Genomic DNA, 22,048 nt, shown 5'->3' with positions numbered 1-22,048 from the left:
CAGCACGGCTTCTCGCCGGCGGAGCCGATGAGAAGCGCTGCGACAGGTGCTGCTGTGTGGATGTTCACATTACGGATTATTGCATGTAACAAAGGCGTACGCGCAAGTAACAATGCGTCCCACGTCTCACTATGTGGACGATTGTTGGCTATTTGTGATGCAGTTCACATTCCCTACCCCGGAATCCGGCTTTTGGCACCCACTGCCGCCCCATGCTCCGGGCGGCCCGCTGGCCGCACACGGCGGCCGAATGGGAAAAAGAGAGCACCCGCCCATAAGCGAACTTACAGACGGGTGCGAGTCAAGCATGCGAGAGGTGTCCACATGCTGGACAGTAGGTATTGAGGGCGGAGCCTGTTTAGTCGACGACGCCGTACAGTCGATCGCCGGCATCACCCAGTCCCGGGACGATGTAGGACTTTTCATCCAGGCGCTCATCGATGGAGGCCAGCACGATGGTCACATTGGCATCAGCCAGTTCGTGCTTCAGCACCTCGAGGCCCTCGGGGGCGGCCAGCAGGCAGATGCACGTGATGTCTGCGGCTCCGCGCTTGAACAGGAACTTGATGGCCTCCCGGAGGGTTCCGCCGGTGGCCAGCATCGGGTCCAGGACAAAGACCTGACGTCCGGTGAGGTCGTCCGGAAGCCTCTCCGCATAGGTGATTGCTTCGAGGGTTTCCTCATTGCGGGCCATGCCCAGGAATCCAACCTCCGCCGTGGGGACCAGCCGGGTCATTCCTTCAAGCATTCCGAGTCCGGCACGGAGGATCGGCACCACCAGCGGGGTGGGCTTTACCAGGCCGGTCCCGACAGTGGACGTGACCGGAGTCTCGATCTGTACGGGCTCAACGCGGACGTTGCGGGTGGCTTCATAAGCCAAAAGGGTGACGAGTTCTTCCGTGAGCTGGCGAAACACCGGTGAAGGGGTGTCTTTGTCGCGGAGAACGGTGAGTTTGTGGGCAACAAGGGGGTGATCCACTACAAGTACGCGCATGCTTCAAAAGTACCATTCCATGCTGGGACTCCCTCTGCGGCACGGCTGCCCTGCGGCCCGGTTGAACTGCGGGAAGATAGGAGCATGAAGCCCCCTACAGCGCAGCATGAGGCGTGGATGGATCTTGCGCTTATCGAGGCCCGCGGAGCCTTGGCGACCCAAGACGTGCCGATCGGCGCCGTCGTCGTTGGTCCGGACGGAACGATAATCGGCACCGGACGCAATGAGCGCGAAGCCACCGGCGACCCCACGGCCCACGCCGAAGTGGTAGCCATCCGCGAAGCCGCAGCGGCCATCGGTGAGTGGCGGCTCGAGGGGTGCACTCTGGTGGTGACCCTGGAGCCCTGTGCCATGTGTGCCGGGGCGATTGTGCTGGCCCGCATTCCACGGGTGGTCTTCGGCGCCTGGGACGAGAAGGCCGGAGCCTCCGGATCGGTGTTCGACATTCTCCGTGAGCGCAGGCTGAATCACTGGGTGGAAGTTTTTCCCGAGGTCCGGAAAGCGGAGTGCGCGAAGCTGCTCACTGATTTTTTCGGCTCTCGGCGATCGGGCTGACACGGGCGGGTTCCGTACGTAGGCTTACTAACTCAGAACCCGATACCCCAAGGAGTTCACCAATGAGTGCAGATCAGGCAGGGCTGGATACAGTCGTCAAAATCCTTGAGCACGCCAAGATTGCCCAGCTGACGACCGTGGATCTTCAGGGCCATCTGGTGAGCCGTCCGCTGGAGCTGCAGGAAACGGATTCGGACGGCAACCTGTGGTTCTTCACCCAGGATCCCTCGCCCAAGGCGGACGAGATTCGGACCAACCCCAACGTGAACGTCTCCATCCATGATTCCAAGGGGTACCTCTCCATCAGCGGAACGGCGTCCATCACCAAGGATGAAGGCAAGATCGAAGAACTATGGAAGTCCACCGCTGCTGCCTGGTTCGAGGCGGGGCGGGAAGACCCGTCCATTGCGCTGATCAAGGTGGACTCGGACACCGCTGAATACTGGGCAACGGACGAGCCGCGGGTGGCAACGGCCTTCAAGATTGCCAAGAGCGCCGTCACCGGCGATACGCCCAACATCGGCAAGAACGACGTCGTCGATCTCTAGTCATCTCCGCCACCGCAGCGGGCGTGGATCCGCCCGTTTTGGGGCAGGGCGTTTTAGCCGGTAAGGTTGACGCGTTGGTGACGTGTCCGAGCGGCCGAAGGTGCAACACTCGAAATGTTGTTTGGTGAAAGCCAACGTGGGTTCAAATCCCACCGTCACCGCCACATGGAAAAGACCCCGCTTCCCTTGCAATCCAAGGGAAGCGGGGTCTTTTTCCTTGTCGTGAGTAAGTCCGGCGGTAACGCACCAGCAACAGGATTCTCAGAGCGGCCCTTGACGTCGCGCCTCGGCCGCCCGGACTGCGTCAGTATCTGCAGGCACCGAGCACTCAGCGGTCAGAGAAGTTTTTCGAGTAGGAGCATGGGCCTTAAAGGGGTTTGTGCGGGCTGTCAGCAGCCTCAGTCCTCGTTGGTTCCGGCTGCTTTGCCCTTCGACGAGCTGGCACCGGTTACTAGCGAATGCGCGGAGTAGATGCAGGGTTCGGTGACAGTCTCGAAATGAGTAGGTGCATGGCCAGGCCGTCATCACGACCCAGATGTTAGTGGACCATTGGTGATGCGGCGGTGACGGTGGGTCCAGTCGATCCCATCGTTACCGCAAGCTGAAACATGTACGCATGACAACTCTGGTCAATATCTGGAATGGGTCAATATCTGGAATGCGACCAGAAGGGCACGCGAAGCGTGCGTAATTTGAGTGCGTAGGGCTCGATGAGCCTGGCTCGGGCTTGCCGTCGAGTTCGGCATTGGCCCCAATCCGGCCTGAATTAGCCCGACTACGGCCCACAACCGGCCAGTATCTGCCCAGTGGGTATCTGGCTGGTCGGAACCAGCCCAAAAAGCCCACTTCCAACTCGGATGCGGGCTGAAAAGGGGCTTCGTCGAAGGCGGGCACTCAGGCCCGGGCAGAATTTGGCCGCGACCCGCCCGGTGGGCCGGAACTGATCAATTAGTTCTCCTGGGCCCGGATCATCGTGAACAGGAGCTCAGGCTGCTTGCCGGAGAAGGCCCCTCAACTCCTCGCGACAGCAGTCCGTCCAAGGCCTCCTCGAATGTCACGAGAGTCCATTTGTCCGGGGTCTCCGCCGTTGTGACCCGGCCAACTTGGATAATCTTTGGGCCCAGCGTGGCCACAGCAGCTGCAATGATATTTTTTGCGTTTCCCTTCGAGATTTGGCGTTTTGATCACCCATCCGGACGATGCCCCACATCCCCTGACTGACAGCCCAGCGGAAGGAACCGCTGCGGTAGGCGTGGTCTCCTGGATCCCAGCGTCCTTCGGGCAGCATCACCAGGTCCTGGGTGAAGCCGGCTGCGATGGCGGTAACCGATCCGGCTTCGGGACTGCTCTTCTTTGCCTTCCGCACCCAGGGGGCGACGTCCCAGGCGAAGTTGTGCACGGTGAAGGTGTGATTGCGGGGCTTGTCGCCGGCGCAGACCAGGCGCCACCAGATGGGCAGGTCCCTGCTCGCGTGCTGGATTGGGGCGGTGGGGTTGGGCAGCGCCATGGGATTCTGGTGTGGAGTCAGCGGAGACCGGTAGCTGATGGCCTTCTGCCCGGCATCCACGGGAGGGTCGCTCGGAGAGATGTCAGGAAGTGGCTGGTCGATATTGCCGTTTAGGAAGTGACGCAGCCCGTCCTGTAGGAAGAAAACAAATTCTTGGGCGATGACTTCGTCACCGCTCTCCAGGTGAACGTGGGCGCCTGTCCACTTCGGCTTGTCCTCGTTCTGCGGGTCGACCGGGGTAATGTCGCTGGGCTCGATCACGACAGCTCCGATTAAGCCGTGGTGCCGGTGATTGCGGATGTCACCCATATCGAACAGGTAGCAGGTTTGGCCTCGTTCGCGCCCGTCCTGATATGTGTCGAAAGCTAGGGCCGGATCCGCGTACCACCAATACTCCCGCCAGTTCGCGTCCCGGTGCCCTATGCCATGGTCAGTGCGGTGCACCACCACATTGACTGCGTCGTGTCCGCCGTGCACGACATGAGCAGCATCGTCCACGTCCAGGGCGGCTACGGTGCTGTCCTGGTTCAGCCCCACGTACGCGCCGTCGTCGCTCTGCACGTCGTAAAGCAGCAAGTTGGGGTGCAGGGAGACTCGAGGACTGACCGTTCGACGGTCCGGGTAACCCAGGTGGTCACGGTGCTCCACGGGCAGCCGCGGCGGGCTCACTTCCGGTCCGAAGTCCGGGAGCCGAGGATCTTTCGTGGCGAAGTCTTCGTCAGGGAGGTTCTCCTGCGGCAGCAGGAGCTCGTTGATGAGGGTGATCCTGATCCATTCCCCGGGATGTGCCCGCAGGACCAGCGGCTGGTCGGAACCGTCCACATCCACCGCCCGGAGATTGCCCGTCTCGCTTCCATCGTCCCTGGTCTCAGCGACGAACTCTTCGGCCGTACGGTAGATCAGGCCCCACGGGTCGGTCAGTGCTTGGCCAGCGTACTGGTGCTCGTGGCGCTGGGCGACTACCACGTACTCCCGCACCTTCCCAGCCGACCACGTTCCTCCGGGCACCCGGAAGGGACGTGTGGGCAGGAATCCGTTGGACTGGGAGAGGCGGAACTGATCCAGTGCCTCCTTCAGTTCCTGGTCGGTCGGAGGTGCAACGCGCCCGCCGCCGTCCTCCGTCCCGGGGACGACCTTGGTGATGCGCGGCAACGGGGGAAGTTCACGGAAGTTCTCCGAGCTGGGCTGGAGCGAACGGATCAGTCCCCAGCATCCCAGCCACAGGTCGTCCATGACAGTGAACTGCCACAGGTGGTCACCGACCCCGTACGGGCTCGTCGCCAGAGGCTTTCCGTCAGCTCCGATTTCCGGCGGGTTGATGTCCATGGTGAAGGCCTCGGAGATGCCCAGCGTCTGCTGGTTCACCCACGGCGACTGTGGGTTCTGCCAGTCCTTGCGCCATCGCATGCCGTTGAGCATGAAACTGTGCTGCTCTTCGTGGGAGCCCTGGAAAATCCGGATGCGCAGTCGTTCTCCTGGATAGGTGTAGATCACCGGTGTGTCGGGGTCACCCTTGTGCTTCGGCGGCACAGGCAGTGGCGGCGACATGTGCGGAGCCTGCACGTCGAGGACCTTTCGCTGCTCCTCGTCCTCGTTCTTCAGCGAGGAGCGGCTGGAGCTGAACCACTCGGAGGGGTCCTTGCCGCGGTATCGCATGGGGGTGCACCGGTAATTGACGCCCATAACACCGGGATCGTCATCACCGCCCAGCAGGTTCGGCTCATTCAGCGGATCATCCTCCGATTGAGGTTGAGCAGGGATGGGGTTCGGAGGACGATCGTCCTTCGGACGGTTCAGCGGCACAAAGTCCCCAAGGGCCAATCCAGCTTCCCGGAAGGGGTCCTTTAAAGCTACGTCCCCATCCCCGTTTGAAGTTCGCGGTATGATCACGGCCTGGGAGCCAACCCATGCGGGGGTGTGCCGGTCCGGTAGGTACCAGCGGGTGCCGTTGGGTTCGGCGATCAGGGCTGCGAACAGACCGCGCTTCTGCCGGAAGTTCGCCAGCAGGTGGTCGTGGAAAAAGCAGGGGCCGAACTCCTCATCCACCACCCACCGGTGCAAGGAAACATTTGCAGGGGGATTGTTGATCTTGCCGTCCGGGATGGCTTCGAGGGAACTGGCGCCGGAGAGGTAGTTCCAGCCGGTGGCCGAGCCGTCGGCAGCGAGCACATCGAACTTCACCAGGTGCACGTGCAGACCACATTCAACTGGGTGGCCGGGAAAGTCGAAGTGGTCGCCCTCGACGGTGCCCACCATGTTGCGCAGGCGCAGTTCCACGATGTCGCCGTGATTGGCCCGCGGGAAGAACGCGTCGGCCCCGCCTGCGTCTTCGGTTGCCGGGGGTTTGAAGGGCACTGGATCCCCAAGCCGGTGCCCGTCGTCGTCGAGACGGGTGACGGTGATTTCTTTGAGCTGATAGTGGTGTACGTGCGGGTCGTACCAGCCGGCGGAGTTGTAGATCATCCCCCGTTCCGCCATGTCGATCTCGTAGTGGATAATCCGTCGCTCGGGAACCTTCGCCTTGGTGTTCCAGTCCCGGGCGAGGCCGTCCAGATCGACGAAAAGAGCACCGGGTTGATCACCCGACCGGCAGTTGGGTGCGAAGGCCGCCCGTTCCTTGTCGGAACAATGCGGCATCTGCAGCAGCTGGCGTCGCCCGTTGACCGGGACGTTCCTCTCCGGGTCCTTCCCCGCCTCTACGTCTTCCTCGTGGGGTGAGGGCGGCGGCGGAGATTTGCGGGGGTAGGTGGCGTCGATGAACCACGGAAATCCGGGTTGTTCGGCGGTCGAGGGGTTGGGGTCACGTCCGGGCAATGGCTTCAGTTCGGGACAGGGAGTGCCGTCGGGGTAGGCCCGCTCCCCGTCGACCAGCCGGTCGAAGCTGCGCCACAGTCCCCACATGCCGTGGTGGAAGTGGGGGTAGAGGTGGCAGTGCCAGATGATGTCGCCCACCGCATGCTGGCGGCTGCCCGAGCCGTAGAGCGGGTCGATGGTCATGGCGGTCTGCGGACCGATGGACACCGAATCCAGCAGCTGGGAACCGTGGTGCTCGCCCATCTTCCACACGGAAGGCTCAGCGGTGTCCTGGGCGACGGCTCGCCACTGATGGACGTGCAGGTGGAAGACATGGGTCTCTTTGACCCCGGCGTGCACCAGCCGCACCCGGCTGGGGTCCCCGCGGTAGGTGCGCAGAATCGGCGTCACCGGTTCGCCGAACAGCCAGGAGCTGTGATGCTGCTCCTCGCCGGAGACGCGTTCGAGGAAATCGCCGTTCTTGTCTTTGGCCACCCAGAACTCTTCTCCGAGGGTTTCCTCATCGATCCTGATTTCAACGGCTGAGTGGTCGATCCTGTTCTTATCGGGTTCTGCCTTCGGCGCGCCTTTACGCAGGCGCCGGTGCAGCCGATAGGGAAGGCGGTTGTGCATGGGTTCAGCGCGGTAGGACAGGGGCATGGCCGAGTGGGGCAGGGGGTGGGGGATGCCGTTATGCGTCTCGGGTTCGTCGTGCATGAAGACGGTGAACTCGCGGAAACTGCAGTTGCCGGCGAATTGTTCCGGATTGTCCTTGGCATGGTGGAAGTCGACGAAATTGTCCTCCCGCCATTTCCGGCACCGGTTGCCCGCCTGGCAGTCCTCATGCTGCTCGTCGCGGCAGCCCTTTTGGAGAGCCACCACTTTCCCGTCCTTGAGGCGGTGTTCGTCGCGGGGCACGACGTCGGCGTAGAGCCCATCGGGGTGATCTGTGCCGTCGAGCCGTTCCCCCGTCTCAGGGTCGTACCACCTCGCCCCATCGGGCTCGACGACCAGAGCGGCGAACAATCCGTGGTTGTTGGTGCCACGGTCGGTTCCGCGGATGTCGCCCAGATCGTTGATCGGCCACACGCCCTCCCGGGCGCACAGCCAGCGGTACGTCATTTTAGATTGGTAGGGAACAGTGGTGGGGTCGTTGTCGCCTACGCGCGCCCCATCTCCGTACTGGACGCCTGAGCCGGTGCCGCGTCCCGGGACGGTGCCCCCGAGCCCGTCTCCTTGCACGTGCATGCCCACTTCGCGGCCGCGGATGCTGTTCTCGAAACGCACCTTAAGCTGCTCTCCCCGGCACGCCCGCAACACCAGCGGACGCACCAGTGGGATGGGCTTAAGCGGGTTGCACCGGTTGTAGGCCAGGGTTTGTTCACCTTTGCCGATCAGGTCAGGGCTGTGATCGTTGAACATCAACCGTTCGATGTCCTCGTCCCGCAGCTGAGACCCGGGACGCTGCCTCCGATACCAAGCCAACATCTCCGGCCACCCCTGGCGGATCCTTTCCAATTGCCCTTCGATAGCCCGCTCGGCCTCCTCGAGCTGCGCCAGCCACTCCCCCATGGTTTTCCTCAGGCCATGTTCGAAAACATCATGTTCATTCTCCGCCTGTTGCTCCTCTAGCCGCTCCGGATCCGGCGGGGCCTTCGAGGAGAGGCTGGTAATCCGCCCATCAGTCAGCTCCCGCAAAGCGGCAACCAGTTCGTCCACCGTGGCACGGTAGTTCTGGCGTATCGCACGATCATCCGGATCCAACCGGAGACCGCGGGCGTCCCGGTCTTCCCGGTCAAGAACCTCGGACTCGCCGCCGAAGTCCTTCAACAGATACTTATTCTTCTCCGGTCCTTCGGACAGGATCCGGCGCATCTTAAGGAGCCGCGGCACTGCGTACACCACGGTTTCCATGAGCTGGGTCTTGCGGTGCATCTTGGTCAGGTAGTCGCCGTTTTTCTCCCGTTGTTCCTTCACCCAATCCAGGAGGGGCTGGTACACGCGCAAGGTGTAGAGCAGACCGTTGGGATCGTGGTCGCCCTCGAGCGAGTAGACGATCGGGAAGGACATGGCCACAACGTGGTACGTGCGGAATTGGGTAGACGACATGTTGAACTCCGTGATCGAGCCGCTCAGCGGCAGAAAAGGTCACATCAAATGGGACCATGAAAGGCGGGAAGCAGCGCCGTAGCGGCTCCCAGAGCGATGAGGGCGAAACCGGTAGGCCATACCAAGCGCCGACCCCACGAGACGAGGCGTTCTGCGGCCATGACTACGCTCAACGCGACCATCGCAGGCAGTGCTGCGGTGCCGACGGTGAAGCAGATGAGCATCAGCGCCCAACAGCACCCGATGCATGACAGCGCGTATGCACCGGACAGGGCGAAAATCTCCGCGCTGGAAGAGCGCCGACCCTGCCAGTGCGCCAGCACGAAGCTGCGCGGGCTCCGGCAGCCGCGCAGGCACAAATCTTTCAGCGGGGTGAACTGATAGCCACCGGCCCCGATCAGCACGGCCCCTGTTACCCAACGGGGATCGATCGCCAGCCATCCGCTGGAAGCCAACGCCCGGACACCCAAATCGCCTGCGACGAGAACCGCCCCGATGACCATCCACGCCCCGATAAAGGTCATGGCGCTCCAGATGGTCAGACGCCACGGATCCGGACGGTGCGAGACCAGTCGTCGCACCGTCTGCAGCAGCGGGAGTGCTGGCGGAAGCATCATGGCAACCACCATGAATCCCCAGCCGCCCAGGGCTACTGCACCACCCACCAGAGCAGGAGGAATCACGAACGCGGCCGTACCACCATGCTGAGCGTGTGTTTCCGCGGCTAGCCCAGGGGCGAGCACTTCAGAGGTCACCGTGTGGCCTTCCGGCCCGTGGCCCCCGGGCCCGTGGGTCAACAGCAGGACCCCCCAGGCCATCGCCGCCATCACGATCGTGCTCAAAACAAGGAGGTTCATGTCGAGGGGGCGGCTCGCCCCGGACTGGTGGGGCGCCGCCGGGGAGGTAGGGGTCATGATGCTGGTGCTTCTTCACCAGGCATGCCGGTGCGCACGCCCGCGGGAGCTTGCTGGGCTGCGGGGTGGCGGTAGTGAAAGGTGCCGCGCATGCCCGAGCGGCCCTTGACGTTGATGTTGCCTCCGGGCAGGGCACCGACGTTGATGATTAGCTCATCCCCCGCCTGGGCAGTCACCGGGTTCTGGGCCTGTAGCTCGTAGGTGAGCGCGGTGTTGGACAGCTCCAGCGGCTGACTCTTAGCGTTCTCGGCCGCGTCAAACCGCTCCGGCTGCCCTGTCGCGTGAATCAACAGGTCTTGAAGGGGTTCCGCTTGCGGTTCCTGCGGGTTTATTCGGGTACGGGTGACTGTAGCCGTCCAGCGGTGTTCGTCCTTGTCCGCGCGGCCGTCCTTATCGAACTTGAAGGAGATACTGGCCCGCTCGGCCCCGACCACCGTTCCGCTCATCTCGGCCAGCTCAGCCAGCGGGCCTATGCCCCCTCCCTTCTTGGTGGGGTGTTCGGCGAAGGTGCCCCGCAAGGCCTTAAAAAGCTCCTCATCCGTGGTTTCCGTGTTCTTGCACTTCGAAACGTCGATGTAGATCATCGAAGTGGCCGGTGCTGAACTGCCGCGACGGTTGCCCGCGTGGATCGCGACACTGACGACCTTGCACCCAGTGACGACGAGGCCATCGATCTCCGACTCGGTGCCGTCCCCGGTAAACTCCCACAAGACGAACCCGGTGCAGTGTCCCTCCACAGGGTCGTCGTCCACCCAGCAGGGGCAGATGACAGTGCAGTCGCAGGCCTCAAGAAAGTTACCTGTCAGTGTGTATTCCATGACGGTCCTCTGATTCTTGGATGTTGAGACAGCGCCCGGCAGGATCCGGTCAGGCCACGATCCGGACAATCGCTGTGCTGGTGCCGCCAGCGGCGGAGACGACCGTGACCGTGGACGGCGGTGCATCGAGAGCAAAGACTCCGACCGGGCCGGACAGCCCGCCACGCCCTGTGACAGTTAGTGCCGGGGCGCCGCTCTGATCACTGGAGATTGCACTCACGGTGAGCGTCTGGTTGGTGCTGTCATAGTCGGCCTGCGTGATCGCCACCGCATCGGTGACCCCCACGGTTACCGGCAGAGCAACAGGATCAGTCCGGTTGGTCACGGTGACCTGCGTCGGAACCGTGCTGCCCGCAGATATGCGGGAGAGGTAGTTGGGGGTATTCCCACCCTGCAGGGGCGTCTCCGGACCACCTCCAAGTGATACTCCGAGCTGCTGTCCGGGAACGGATCGGGCGAACACCTCCACCATCACCACCCCATCCGCCGCTCGGCGGTAGACCGCGCGGGTGATCTCCACCCCATGGATCGTGGCGATCCGGCCCTGCAGCACGAATTGGTCCGTATAGACCTTGTCCGGGTTCCCAGGATCATTCGGATCTGGATCAGCCCCAGCTGTCCCCGCCCCGGGGCCTTCCACCAGGACGAAGTTAGTGTTGAACGGGCTGCCCGTGATCGTGTGCTCTGTGGCGCCGTCACCGATGTAGCCCTCGGGCAGAGCGGGATCGGGCATCCACTGCAGGAAGGGGGCGATCTGCCCGCCCAGAGCCCCGGTAAAATCCAACGGTGCCAGGCCGATGTCCTCCGTCGCAGTCACTCGACCCCGCTCATCGGTGGTGACCTGAACCGTGCCGTACGGGTGCGTGAGCGTGTACGTCGTCTCCGGGCGTCCGTCGCGGACCCGGAACCGGATGCGTCCGAAGACGATCTGCTCGCCGTCCACCACGTCTTCCGTAGCAAAAGTAGCCTCCAAGGCGAGGACCACCCTCACTTCCCCGTCCTGCCCTCCTCCGCCCAGAGGTAGCTCCGCCTCCGCCGTCATGTAGAAGGATTCGCCTGGGAAGTTAGCGATGCCTCGCAGAGTTCCGCTTTCATTCAGGTCAGCGATGATCGGGGTTCTCGGGTCATCGCGCTGCCAGGCCAGATCCAGACGCGTACCCGTAACGTCTTCGTACCACAGTGGATAGCCCGTCCGGGGATCAATAGGTCCTACATCACTTAAACGCTGCACATTCCCCGGCACCGCACACCCCACGATCGCACAAGAATCTACAAGAGGTATATGCAAATAAACATAGAGTGAGTACGGCCCGTGACCTGCTGTAACGCAGTCACAGTGACATAAACACTGGACAGTAATCGCGCTGCTGGAGAAAGCTTCGATTACTAGCAGGTGCCAAAAATAGCATCACAAGGAAGCGGTTTCAAGGCTCGTCGCATTTAAGGGTGTAGGCGTGGTTGAAGCCGCTTGGTTTCAGGAGTGAACGGAGCCCGCCTGGAAGACAGTCGGTTGAAGAGGTTCGCCGAGGTGGGGAAGTTTGCCGCCCAACCCCTCGGCTTAGCGGACCCCGAAGCATTCCGGGCAGTAGCCAAGATTCTCGATTAGGCCTCTTCGCCAGCGGCTGGCAGGGTCACTGGGTTTCGGCGCAGCGAGCGCCTGTTGCTCAGGGATGATGGACAAGGGCCTCGGGCTACTGCGCTTCGATCCGGCCCGACGAGGCCGGGTGCGGGCGCACCGAACGCCCCGGGCCGCCCACCGTCAGGTGTAGAAGAATCGCACGGCGTGAAAGAAGACCGGTGCCGCAAAGCAGAGCGAGTCCAGGCGGTCCATGATGCCGCCGTGACCGGGGATGGTGGAGCCGAAGTCCTTGATGCCGCGGTCGCGCTTAATGGCAGACATCACCAGCCCTCCGGCGAAACCCATCACACAGGAGATGAAGGCCAGGAGCGCGGCCATCAACGGGGTGAACGGCGTGACCCACCACAGGGCAGCCCCCAGGGCGGTGGCCGAAAGCACTCCCCCGATGAACCCTTCCCACGTCTTGTTGGGACTCACGCTCGGCGCGATCGGGTGCTTCCCGAGCGTCTTGCCCCACACATACTGCAGCACATCGGAGCCCTGCACCACGATCAGCAGGAACAGCAGCAGATGCGCGCCGGTTGCCCCACCGGTCCCAGGCGCCGAGCCTTCGGCCGCATCCCGGCCTGCCTCCATGGCTAACGGAAGTTGCAGGAGCGCCGGGGCGTAACTGATGGCGTAGACGCATACCATCAGCGCCCACTGAATGGCCGCGGTTCGCTGCAGGAACCCGGTGGTCTGCCCGGCGAGTGCGTTGCGCGCCGGCAGGAAGAGGAAGGCGTACACCGGGATGAACACGCTGAACATGCCGTACCAGTGCTCCCACAAGAACCAGTAGTGCGCCGCGGGGATGATGAACACCAGCCACACGAGCACTTTGTGATCTCCGCGCCCGGTCGGCGAGATGGTGATGAACTCGCGCAGTGCCAGAAGTGACAGCAGCAGAAACAGCAAAATTGTCACCGTCTCGCCGGCTGCCAGGACAGCACCTATCAGTGCGACCATCAACCACCAGGCGTTGATGCGCTGCTTCAGGTTCACAATGGTGCTCGTGGGGCCCAATCGGCGGCCCAGAAGCCACGCGATCACGGTGGCTAAGGCTAGAACAACGACGACGCCGCCGAGGAGTTTCAGGGACGACGCGTCCAACAAACCCAGTTCCCAGTCGCTCACAGGTTGTCCTGCCGGTCCTGGCAACGAGGGGCCGGGACGCCGTCGTCCTGTCCGGGGATATCTGCAGATTGCGGGTCTGGATGCTCAGTCAGGCCTTCCACGAGAACCTGCCGGGCGCGGGCCAGGAAGGTCTGCCTGTCCTCATCGGGATCCAGATGGAGGGGCTCGCAGAAGATGACAGTCGAGAGGTGAGGCACCGGGATCACCTCACCTTTGGGGAGGATCCGTCCGAGGTTGGCGAGCGTCACGGGGACTACGGGTACCTCAGGGTGGAGACGCGCCAGTTTGTACAGTCCGCCGTGAAACTGGGCGATCGTTTCGCCGTCGCCGCGGGTGCCTTCAGGGAAGATAATCAGCGAATCACCGGCGGCCAGCACCTCGGCCATGCCCTCCACCTGGCCCTTGGGGCTGACCCCCGAGTCCGACGTGCGCTGCCGGCGGCTGCTGGAGCCGTGGCGTTCGACCAAATAGGCGTTGAAGATCTTTTCGGCAAAAGCCTTACGCACCCCGGAGCCCCAGTAGTCCTTGGCAGCCACCGGGCGGGCGCGTTGCTGAAGCTCTGCCGGCAGTGCGGCCCAAATGGTGAGGAAGTCCAGATGGCTCGAATGGTTCGCGTAATAGATGGCCTGCTCGGGTAAATCCAGTTCAGATTCTCCGGCTGCAGTCACCACGCGCACACCGGCGAAGGCGCTGATAAGTTTCGCGAGGCTGCGCCGGGACGCCCTGCCGACGTTCATGATGGCAAGTCCTTGCTGCGGGCATGCAGCGCAGCGCTGACACGGCGCAATCGGCGAGTACAGGTGAGCAGGGAGCCCAACGCGATGAGCGCCAGCGTGCCGAACAGCGCCCACCCTTCCGACCAGGGAAGCCATGGTTCGGCGATGGCCACCAGGACGCCGATCATCAGCAACCACATGCGGTGCGGTTTGGCCAAGGGCCCGTCAAAGAAGTATCCCGTGCCGAGGGCTGCTCCGAGGCAGCGGATGTAGGCAGTGAGGACGGCGAGTATCGCCGCAAGGAATCCCAGCGTCATCCCGAAATCGACTCGGTCGGCGGTCACCAGCCCGGCGGTGGCGATGCCTGCTGCCCCCAGGAACAGAACATCGGAGATCCGATCAGGCAATTCATTGTAGATATCACCCACCGGTGAGCTCATACCCTTTTCTACGGCCAGCATTCCGTCGAGCATGTTCAACAACAAACGCAGCGGTATACAGGCAGCAGCCGCGGCCAGAAGGACAGCACGAATTATGGCGTCGTCGGTATGCGCCGACCAGATCAGCGCAGCGGCGCCCACTGCGGCGAACACCACTGAACCGACCGAGATCTGATTGGGGGTGAGTTTCGCCGCCGCAAGCATATCTGCAGATTTTGCCGCCCACCGGCTGCCGCGCTGCGGAATTTCCCGCCTGTCCGTTCCGTGGCTCATATGGAATGTCCGTTCATTTGGCCCTTTGGTGCAACTCATACGCTAGTGCGAGCCGAGCGGCGGAAATGGCAGTAACCCGCGATCAATTACAGTGTAAGCATGAGGCGCAAATCACCCTTCAGGAACGCCCTGCGGGACCACGGAATCGCCGGCGCCTGGGGCTTCGCAGAAGCGACGTTCTTCTTTGTGGTCCCCGATGTGTGGACATCCTGGGTGGGGCTGCGCCGACCGAAACGCGCGCTCGGCACCACGGTCTCAGCCCTCGGCGGCGCACTGGCCGGAGGGGCAGCGACGTACTGGTGGGGCCTCAAGGTAGCCGCAAATACCTCGCGTAAGGCGTTGGTGAAAGTTCCGGCGGTCACGGATGCCATGATCAGCGAGGTGGAGCAGGAGATCGCCGAGTCCGGGGCCGCTTCTTTGCTGCGGGGCCCCACCCGCGGAGTTCCGTACAAGCTCTACGCGCGGGCTGCCGGGCTGCAGCGGACCTCGCTCGTGGCGTTCCTCGCCTGGAGTGTGCCCGGCCGGATGATCCGGTTCATGGTGGTGACGGTGGCAGTATCCGGGATTGCCGCTATGGTTCGCCGCAGGTTCCCTGGCGTCTCTGAACGGCGCATCTCGACCGTGTTCTGGATCTGCTGGGGTGCGTTCTACGCGGTATTCATTCCACTGGCGTCCCGTCGCGGGTCACATCCTTAGCCGCTGAACCCCCGACCCCGGGTGGTGCAGTCATTCCTTGCACTGAACGTCAGTAACCGAAGTCCGGCGTCGCGGCTTCGACGCGGACCGGCCAGCAGCCTGTGGCTTGGTGATAATCGATGGCCCGCAGTAATGGCTTCATGTCATAAGCATCGATATTCAGGCTGAGCTTGACGCCGTGAATGGATTTAACCGTCAAGAACCGCTGCCCTTTCAGCGTCTGCAAATGATAGTGCTGGATTTCGCTGTAGGGGATTTTGCGTTCCTTGCCGAGCACGCTGCGAAAAACCACTTCATAGGCGTAGGTGACCACGTAAAAGTTGCGGTACATCGCCACGAAGGCCATTCCGCCGGCAATTATTGCCACCGAAGCAATCCCAGCCCCCAGGGGGCCCTCGGGCGAGGCGAAGCCCACCAGACCCATGAGGAGACCCACGCAGACAAAGAGCCACCCGACAAATGCCACCACCTTGGGCATCCGGACCCGTTCCGGGTGCTCCCTGGACCGGTTGGGGTGCTTCCGTGCCCACCGGGCAACCGCTGCAATGGCAAGCGTCGTGACTGTCGTCAGAATAATTCGCAGGAGGAGCGCTGGAGACATTGGTGTTGGTCTGCCTATCGTGGCTGCATGCTGGACTCGGGTAAATGCTGGACTCGGGAAGCTTGGGCTTTGTGTTGGCGCAATAGATGACATTATCTCCGGCAATTCCGGCGCAGGAACGGCAGGGTGGAGTTCCGCCCCCGCCCAGCCCCGCTGCGCCGCGATGCCGGCCCACACCGATCCGCGGAGCACCGGACCGGATTGCGCCTAGAATCCTGTTCCCAGTATCGGCTCCGGGGCTTATTCTGGGCCGCAGACCGGCAACCACGGATTGCCGGCGCAAGCGACGGAGGCCGCAATGTCTGTGCGCATACTCAGAGCCGATGGACCCGCTGAAGAGCTCGACGACAACGAAGAGCTGAGGTACTGCTATCAGGTGACCCAGGGCGGAACTCTGGTCGTTCTTGAAGCGGTGGATGAGAACCGCTGGCTGGTTCGGAAGGAAATATCGGCCTGGCGATGGAACGAGGTATCCGGACGGAGATACATCGGGGACACCGGAATTGTGGGCGGGGTCGAAGGCGGAAAAGCTGAGGGGCGGCCCAAGACCAAGCTCCCGCCGCAGCGGGTCTAATCCGGTTTCAATTCGGCAGCGCGCGGCTCGCAACCGGGTCGCAGCCGGGTCGCAACCGCCGGCTCGCAACCGGGTCGCAGCCAAGTCACAGCCGGACGTAGGCCCAGCCTTCCCACTGTCTGCGGGCCAGATGTGCGACGGCGGCATCCACTGTTTCCACGCCGCGGTGCAGTTCATCTTTGTGGACGTCGGCACGGCTCATGCTGTTTTCACAGGCGAGGACGTGAATGTCGCCCGACAGGGCAGCATCCAGAACACTCGGGTCTCCGATCCCCAGCCGCAGCAGCCGAACTCCGAATCCTTGAACCACCACTTCGAGGGGCCGTTCGGACCCCAGGGCACTGCGGGCACGAACTGCGCTGCGCAGCAGCCCGGCCAGCCAGGTTCCGCTGTCCGGACCGGAGCCGTGGATTACCAGGCCCGGCAGTCCCGGGTTCGGCGGCCCCTGGTTCAGCGCCCCCTGGTTGGGCAGGGGAGCCTCCGGCCGGGAGTTCTGACTGTGCGCATCTTTTGGTTCCATCCGTCCAGTTTCCCCCTGCCCGCCGGCAGGTGACAGGGCGGACGCGGCCGGCCGCCGCCGTCGTCGGCGAAGTCCCTAGGAACCCCAGAAACGCTTAACCGCGTCAGCCAGGCTCCTCCCCTGTTCCTGTCCGGCCAGAGCCGCGGGACGTCGTGTGGACCGGAGCAGCATGTTGGTTCCGAAGGCCGCCAGGCTGGCGTCGTCGGCCTCGATCAGGAACGTGTCTGTGCGGCCCTCCAGGCTTGCCAGCACCTGGGGCAGCGTGGGCCCGAACGGACTCTCCGGAGCCTCCGGAGCGCAGGAAAGAACCAGAACCTTGCCGCAGTCGGCGGCCAGGTCCGCGTTGGTGGCGGAGCGCATGCCGCCATCCATATAAGGGGCGCCGGCGATGGTGACCGGCGGCCATGCGCCCGGAACACTGCAGCTGGCCGCCACGGCCAGGGCCAGTTCGGCACGGGACGAGGCGTCGAAAATCGTGAACGCGCCGTCGTCGGCGTTGACTGCCGTCACCTTCAGCGCCTTGGAAGGCCAGTCCTGAGACGGAAGCAGCGACCGAATGGTGCGCACCCAGGCTTCCTCGGAAAGCCCCTTGCCTGCGGTACGTGCTTCCTTGCCCAGCCTCGCTCTCGCCTCCTGTTCCCCTCCGGGTCCGCGGGCGGCGTCGGCCATCATGTTCAGAAACTGCTCAGTGCTGAAATGGGAAAGCTCCCCCTGCTCCATATCGGTTTCCGCCGGATCATCCTTCCGCAGCTGGGCTTCCAGCATGTGCCGCACGACGCCGAACCGCAGCACAGTCCCGACGACGGATCCAGCGGAAGTGCCGATCACCAGATCGGCGTCGTTCAGGTCGATGCCGTGCTCGAGCAGGGCAGTGAGGACCCCCATCTCCCAGGCGATGCCCGCCACTCCCCCGCCGCCAAGAACCACTGCACGCGTCTCATTCGTCTTTGTCATGCCGGCAGTCTAAACCTGAGCCGGTTTTCCGGGTTCCGGGGCGGGGGTATTCAATGGAGGCATGGCATTGCGCGTATTGATGGTTGGCCGGAAGCACGAAGACTGGGTCGTTGACGGTATCCGCCGCTATGAGAAGAGGCTGAAAAAACCCTTCGACCTGACCTGGGTCTCGATTCCTCATTCTGCCCGCGAGGGAGACGCCGCCCGCAAGGAGGAATCCGAACGTTTGCTGGCGAAGCTCGGCAGCGACTACGTCATTCTGCTTGATGAACGGGGCAAGGCAATTACCTCTCCGGCCTTGGCGAAAACGCTGCAGAAACCCCTGGACAACTCCCGCAATGTCACGCTGATCATTGGCGGCGCCTACGGCGTGGATGAGAGCGTGCATGCCCGCGCCGATTTCATCTGGTCGCTGTCCCCTTTGGTTTTCCCGCATCAGCTGGTGCGTCTGATTCTTGCCGAACAGATCTACCGGGCGCAGGAAATCGCCGGCGGACGCCCCTACCACCACGAGTAGCAGCCGGCACGGGAGAAGCGCCCTTCCCCGGTACAGTGGAAGCGCTGTCTTTACCCTTTTGACCCCCCAAACCCTTGGCTGCGGGCCTGGCCCCCGCACTGTTTCCGCGCTTTTGCGCCCGAAAGGTCCAACACCATGCGTCAGCGCTTCGTCCGTTCCCTGACTGCTGCCGGGGCCACCGCCGCCCTTATGGCTGCCGGCATTGGTACGGCATCCGCCCACGTCCACGTTCATCCGGATTCCACGGAGGCCGGCGAGTCTGCGCTGCTCACCTTTGAGACCTCCCACGGCTGCAAGGGTTCGCCGACGACGGCGATCACCGTCACCCTCCCGGATCAGATCACCGATGCAACCCCCACCGCCCATCCCGGGTGGAAGATCAGCAAGGTCACCGAGGACTTCGCCGAACCGCGGGTGCTGGACAACGGCACGAGCATCGCTTCACGGACGAGCCAAGTGGTCTTCACCGCGGTTGAACCCCTGCCCGACGGAGTCCGGGACACCTTCCAGCTGACCGTCAAGCTTCCGGATGCTGCGGGAGAAACACTGGCCTTCCCCGTGCTCCAGTCCTGCGCGGAGGGTGAAACGGATTGGGCCCAGCTTCCGGCAGAGGGCCAGTCCGACGCCGACCTCGAGTCGCCGGCTCCGATGCTCACCGTCTCCGGGGAATCCGGCGGATCCGGGGCGCATGGCGAATCCGGGGATTCTGGCGCTGAAGGCTCCTCGGGCGGTTCCCAGGGCGGCGAGGACAGCACCTCTGACGTCGACGACCGGGACGATGCCGTGGATGAGGACGATGTGGAAACTGCGGCAATCGCCGGCTTCGCAGGTCTGGGTGCCGGAGTTCTCGGACTGATCCTGGGGGCGGTGGCGCTGTTCCGCACGCGGAAAGCGTAACGTTTGCGGCGTCATTTGGCGTGCCGCTGGCGGGGCGAAATTGCTTCTGCCCACCGTTGCCGCGAGGGTGAGGCTATGAACATGCAGCCGTGGAAGTCCTCGTCAGTATCAGCGTTGGCCCTTGGTGCCATCTTGGCCCTCACCGGCTGTGGCTCCGGCGGGGAGGAGAGCGCGGCGTCTGTGTCGCCGTCGTCGTCCGCGCCCGCCAGCACCTCGCCGAGCGCCCCCGCCAGCGCCTCCACCGCCCCGAGCGCCCCGGAAAGCTCCGCCCCCGGCACTGCGGCGCCGACGGCGTCGTCGGCTGCTGCGGTTCCGGAATCCCCTGCCGGTCCCGGCTCGTGTGCCGCCGCTGATCTGGCGGGGTCAATCGAAGACACTATTGGGGGTGGAGCTGCCGGCAGTGTTTACCGCACGCTGGTGCTGACCAACATGTCTGAGGCAGCGTGCACTGCCGCGCCCGGTTATCCGGGTGTTTCCTACCTCGATGCAGCGGGTGAGCAAATCGGAGCAGCAGCTGTCCGGGCAGACGGATCTGCCGGCGGAGCTGTTGTCGGAGGTGCGCAGGTCCTGGAGCCGGGCCAGTCAGCTGTTGCGGAACTGCGCGAGACCCGCGCGGAAAACTACGGCGCAGATTGTGTGGCGCATCCGGCAACACAGCTGCTCGTATATCCGCCGGAGGATCTTGAATCGGTGAGCATCCAGCACGAGGTTGTCGCCTGCGAAAACCCCAATGTTGAGCTGCTGAGCGTCGGTCCTCTGCAGAAGCGGTAAGTTCAGGCGCGGGCTTGCGCTGGCAGAGGTTGGGCCGGGCGCCGGCTGGCGTTGGTTCTGCGCCGAAGGCGTCAGGCCCGCTGGGTTTTTTGATCGGATTGGCGTCAGGCCCACTGGGTTCGGGCGCGGGCTGGTTGGGCAGTGGCCGGAATGGCTCCTCTGCCCGCTGATGACTCCGTCCATTCCTCCACAGCTGCCTTCGCGAAGATACTTCTCCACAAATGAAAAGGTCTTCCAGACTGAACCCATCGATTCCGAAATAATTGGTTCATGGAGACAGTTGCCGGGATGAAAGCATCCGCCGAACCGAGATCAGCCGGTGCGGTTCCCCTTAACACTGCCTTCGGAGACGTTACGCAGGCAGCCGGCGTTGCCGAGACAGACCGAGCCTTGGGAGCAGTCGATGCCGCCTCCGCCGGCACATCTGCAGCCAGTAACTTCACCAGTGTCGGTGGCTTCCTTGCTTCCGTAGCGAAAGCCAGCGAGCACCTCGATGATCTTCGCCGCCATGCCCTACGGGCGACCGCGCTGATAAGCACCGGACAAGCAGCCGCCCTGGCTGCAGATGTTGAAGCGATGTCGCGCACGGTGGACTATCTGCAGATTGTTTGCGCCCAAGCCTTGGAGACACACCGGGTTACCGAAGCCTTCGGTGCCAACAGCCCGGTTATGCCCGCACCCGCCCCTGGCCAGCCCGCATGGAACAACACCTGGGCACAGCCGGCGGACTTCTGCGCGGAATCCGGTACGGAGCAGGCGGCCGGAAAAGTCCGCAGGGAGTTCCGCAGTACTGCCGACTACATGCGGTGCCGCCTCCGCATCAACCGCGCCGAAGCCCAAAGGCGCCTGAGGCTGGCTGCCAGTCTCTTGCCGTCGGTCAGCGCCAGCGGGCAACCTGTTCCAGCCGCTCTGCCGGCGCTCGCGGAAGCCACGGCCTGCGGCGTTATCTCCTCAGCCGGCGCCATGGTTGTCGCGAATGCCGTTGATGAGATCCGGCATCGCACGGAGGCCTCTGTCGCCTCAGCCATTGAGGCGGACCTCTCTGCCCTGGCTGCCCGCCAAGACGGAGACTTCCTTGTCCGGGCGGCCCGCCGATGGGTGCTGCTGGTTGACCAGGACGGCGCCGAACCCACGGACGAGGAATTGCGCCGCTTCCAAGGGGTATTTTCCGGACGGAAGAAGAACGGACTCAACCATCTGAATATCTACTGCACCGATGACCAGCACGAAACGCTGCTGACCGTGATGAATGCCGCTGCAGGGCCGCGGGCAGCGGATGGCTCTGCACCGGACCCAGCAATCGCCGGGTCTGCCGAACGCGGGGATGGAACACCACCTGACCCGGCCACTGCTTCCCGCTTGAACCGTAGTACCCGGCCGCAGCGCCTGCTCGGAGGGCTCGTGGACGCAGCGAAAGCTGCCCTCTCGACCGGCGGCGTCCCCGCCTCCGGAGGAACCCGGCCGCAGGTGCTGGTCACGATCGATTCGGCATCTCTGTTGCAGAAATTCGATTTCGGATCGGTACTCAAACCCATGGACGGCCCGGAGCCCGCCAGTCATTCAGTGCGGCCGGGAAACTTTGCGTTCTCCGGACCTGTTCCGGCAGCTGCCGTCCGAAAACTCGCTTGTGATGCTGACCTGTTGCCCGTCGTCCTGTCCGGTGAAGGCAGAATTCTGGACATTGGCCGGGCACAGCGGCTCTTCCCGCCGCACCTGCGAAAAGCCCTCCACGCCAGAGACGGGGGCTGTGCTTTTCCGGGCTGCACAATTCCCGGACCATGGACAGAAGCACACCATATTCGTTACTGGAATGTCGGCGGACCGACATCAGCAGACAACGGGGTACTGCTGTGCTCACATCACCACCACGAGGTGCATAAGGAGAACTGGCGCATCGAGGTGAAGTCGGGCGTGCCATGGTTCGTCCCGCCGTCGTACGTGGACCCGGATCGGATTCCCCTGCGGAACACCTTTTTCCGTGCTGACCCAGGCTCCGGCTCGGGCTCCATGCAACGGCGGATGGACACGGCCCGGATATCTCGAGGGCCGGCCCTCTAACTGCGGGATCAGGTAACTGCGGGGATCAGCCCTCCGGGATT

20 protein-coding genes and 1 tRNA gene are annotated in these 22,048 nt (G+C 63.4%); 9 read left to right on the top strand and 12 right to left on the bottom strand.

All coding sequences use genetic code 11. The annotated features are described in order from the left end of the window. Positions 1–358: 358 nt before the first annotated feature. Positions 359–994, bottom strand: a complete 636-nt coding sequence (upp, locus tag QNO08_RS01615; RefSeq protein ID WP_229967947.1) for a uracil phosphoribosyltransferase — start codon at positions 992–994, stop codon at positions 359–361. Positions 995–1,078: 84 nt separating this feature from the next. On the opposite strand from upp, the gene tadA reads away from it, so the two are divergent. From tadA to QNO08_RS01600, 3 genes are all read left to right on the top strand, one after another. Next, positions 1,079–1,549 carry a tRNA adenosine(34) deaminase TadA gene (tadA, locus tag QNO08_RS01610; RefSeq protein ID WP_229967945.1) on the top strand — a complete coding sequence of 157 codons (471 nt, stop codon included), beginning with the start codon at positions 1,079–1,081 and terminating at the stop codon, positions 1,547–1,549. Positions 1,550–1,611: 62 nt separating this feature from the next. Next, positions 1,612–2,097: a pyridoxamine 5'-phosphate oxidase family protein gene (locus QNO08_RS01605; protein ID WP_229967943.1), complete on the top strand. Its 486-nt coding sequence runs from the start codon at positions 1,612–1,614 to the stop codon at positions 2,095–2,097. Between the two features lie 76 nt (positions 2,098–2,173). Beyond that, positions 2,174–2,261, top strand: a tRNA-Ser gene (locus QNO08_RS01600). 890 nt (positions 2,262–3,151) lie between these two features. Here QNO08_RS01600 and QNO08_RS01595 read toward each other — a convergent pair. From QNO08_RS01595 to QNO08_RS01565, 7 genes are all read right to left on the bottom strand, one after another. Continuing rightward, positions 3,152–8,506, bottom strand: coding sequence for a multicopper oxidase domain-containing protein (locus tag QNO08_RS01595; RefSeq protein ID WP_229967940.1), 5,355 nt, complete (start codon positions 8,504–8,506; stop codon positions 3,152–3,154). Between the two features lie 44 nt (positions 8,507–8,550). After that, positions 8,551–9,420: a DUF2182 domain-containing protein gene (locus QNO08_RS01590; protein ID WP_284155632.1), complete on the bottom strand. Its 870-nt coding sequence runs from the start codon at positions 9,418–9,420 to the stop codon at positions 8,551–8,553. Further along, positions 9,417–10,238 (bottom strand): DUF1326 domain-containing protein, encoded by an 822-nt coding sequence (locus QNO08_RS01585; RefSeq protein ID WP_229967936.1) that lies wholly within the window; start codon positions 10,236–10,238, stop codon positions 9,417–9,419. The genes QNO08_RS01590 and QNO08_RS01585 overlap by 4 nt, the downstream gene beginning before the upstream one ends. A gap of 49 nt (positions 10,239–10,287) precedes the next feature. Beyond that, positions 10,288–11,211, bottom strand: a complete 924-nt coding sequence (locus QNO08_RS01580) for a hypothetical protein (protein ID WP_284155631.1) — start codon at positions 11,209–11,211, stop codon at positions 10,288–10,290. 786 nt (positions 11,212–11,997) lie between these two features. Then, positions 11,998–12,990, bottom strand: coding sequence for a phosphatidate cytidylyltransferase (locus tag QNO08_RS01575; protein ID WP_229967932.1), 993 nt, complete (start codon positions 12,988–12,990; stop codon positions 11,998–12,000). After that, positions 12,987–13,727, bottom strand: a complete 741-nt coding sequence (locus QNO08_RS01570; protein WP_229967930.1) for a lysophospholipid acyltransferase family protein — start codon at positions 13,725–13,727, stop codon at positions 12,987–12,989. The genes QNO08_RS01575 and QNO08_RS01570 overlap by 4 nt, the downstream gene beginning before the upstream one ends. After that, on the bottom strand, positions 13,724–14,419 hold the full coding sequence (locus QNO08_RS01565; protein WP_229967928.1) for a CDP-alcohol phosphatidyltransferase family protein: 696 nt from the start codon (positions 14,417–14,419) through the stop codon (positions 13,724–13,726). The genes QNO08_RS01570 and QNO08_RS01565 overlap by 4 nt, the downstream gene beginning before the upstream one ends. 99 nt (positions 14,420–14,518) lie before the next feature. On the opposite strand from QNO08_RS01565, the gene QNO08_RS01560 reads away from it, so the two are divergent. Next, positions 14,519–15,115, top strand: coding sequence for a hypothetical protein (locus QNO08_RS01560; RefSeq protein ID WP_229967926.1), 597 nt, complete (start codon positions 14,519–14,521; stop codon positions 15,113–15,115). A 49-nt stretch (positions 15,116–15,164) separates the two neighbouring features. On the opposite strand, the gene QNO08_RS01555 is transcribed toward QNO08_RS01560, so the two are convergent. Continuing rightward, positions 15,165–15,593, bottom strand: coding sequence for a hypothetical protein (locus QNO08_RS01555; protein ID WP_229967924.1), 429 nt, complete (start codon positions 15,591–15,593; stop codon positions 15,165–15,167). 421 nt (positions 15,594–16,014) lie between these two features. Between QNO08_RS01555 and QNO08_RS01550 the strand changes: the two genes are divergently transcribed. After that, a complete protein-coding gene (locus tag QNO08_RS01550) occupies positions 16,015–16,290 on the top strand; it encodes a hypothetical protein (RefSeq protein WP_229967922.1) in 276 nt (91 codons plus the stop codon). Between the two features lie 85 nt (positions 16,291–16,375). Here QNO08_RS01550 and QNO08_RS01545 read toward each other — a convergent pair whose 3' ends face one another. Beyond that, positions 16,376–16,810 carry a DsrE family protein gene (locus tag QNO08_RS01545; RefSeq protein ID WP_229967920.1) on the bottom strand — a complete coding sequence of 145 codons (435 nt, stop codon included), beginning with the start codon at positions 16,808–16,810 and terminating at the stop codon, positions 16,376–16,378. A 75-nt stretch (positions 16,811–16,885) separates the two neighbouring features. Continuing rightward, a complete protein-coding gene (locus tag QNO08_RS01540) occupies positions 16,886–17,764 on the bottom strand; it encodes a patatin-like phospholipase family protein (RefSeq protein ID WP_229967918.1) in 879 nt (292 codons plus the stop codon). Positions 17,765–17,825: 61 nt separating this feature from the next. On the opposite strand from QNO08_RS01540, the gene QNO08_RS01535 reads away from it, so the two are divergent. Then, a complete protein-coding gene (locus QNO08_RS01535) occupies positions 17,826–18,281 on the top strand; it encodes a 23S rRNA (pseudouridine(1915)-N(3))-methyltransferase RlmH (protein WP_229967916.1) in 456 nt (151 codons plus the stop codon). 135 nt (positions 18,282–18,416) lie between these two features. Further along, the gene (locus QNO08_RS01530) at positions 18,417–19,178 is read left to right on the top strand and encodes a YcnI family protein (RefSeq protein ID WP_229967914.1); all 762 of its coding nucleotides are present in this window, start codon (positions 18,417–18,419) and stop codon (positions 19,176–19,178) included. A gap of 11 nt (positions 19,179–19,189) precedes the next feature. On the opposite strand, the gene QNO08_RS01525 is transcribed toward QNO08_RS01530, so the two are convergent. Then, positions 19,190–19,555, bottom strand: coding sequence for a hypothetical protein (locus QNO08_RS01525; protein WP_229968007.1), 366 nt, complete (start codon positions 19,553–19,555; stop codon positions 19,190–19,192). Here QNO08_RS01525 and QNO08_RS01520 point away from each other — a divergent pair. Next, positions 19,533–19,949 carry a DUF4232 domain-containing protein gene (locus tag QNO08_RS01520; RefSeq protein ID WP_229968005.1) on the top strand — a complete coding sequence of 139 codons (417 nt, stop codon included), beginning with the start codon at positions 19,533–19,535 and terminating at the stop codon, positions 19,947–19,949. The two genes, QNO08_RS01525 and QNO08_RS01520, sit on opposite strands and share 23 nt — an antisense overlap. 390 nt (positions 19,950–20,339) lie before the next feature. Then, positions 20,340–22,007: an HNH endonuclease signature motif containing protein gene (locus QNO08_RS01515; RefSeq protein WP_229967912.1), complete on the top strand. Its 1,668-nt coding sequence runs from the start codon at positions 20,340–20,342 to the stop codon at positions 22,005–22,007. Positions 22,008–22,048: the final 41 nt, after the last annotated feature.

Source organism: Arthrobacter sp. zg-Y820 (assembly GCF_030142155.1).
Classification (GTDB): Bacteria; Actinomycetota; Actinomycetes; order Actinomycetales; family Micrococcaceae; genus Arthrobacter_B.
Note: the sequence above shows the minus strand (reverse complement) of the source record. Positions and strands in the feature narration are given on the sequence as shown.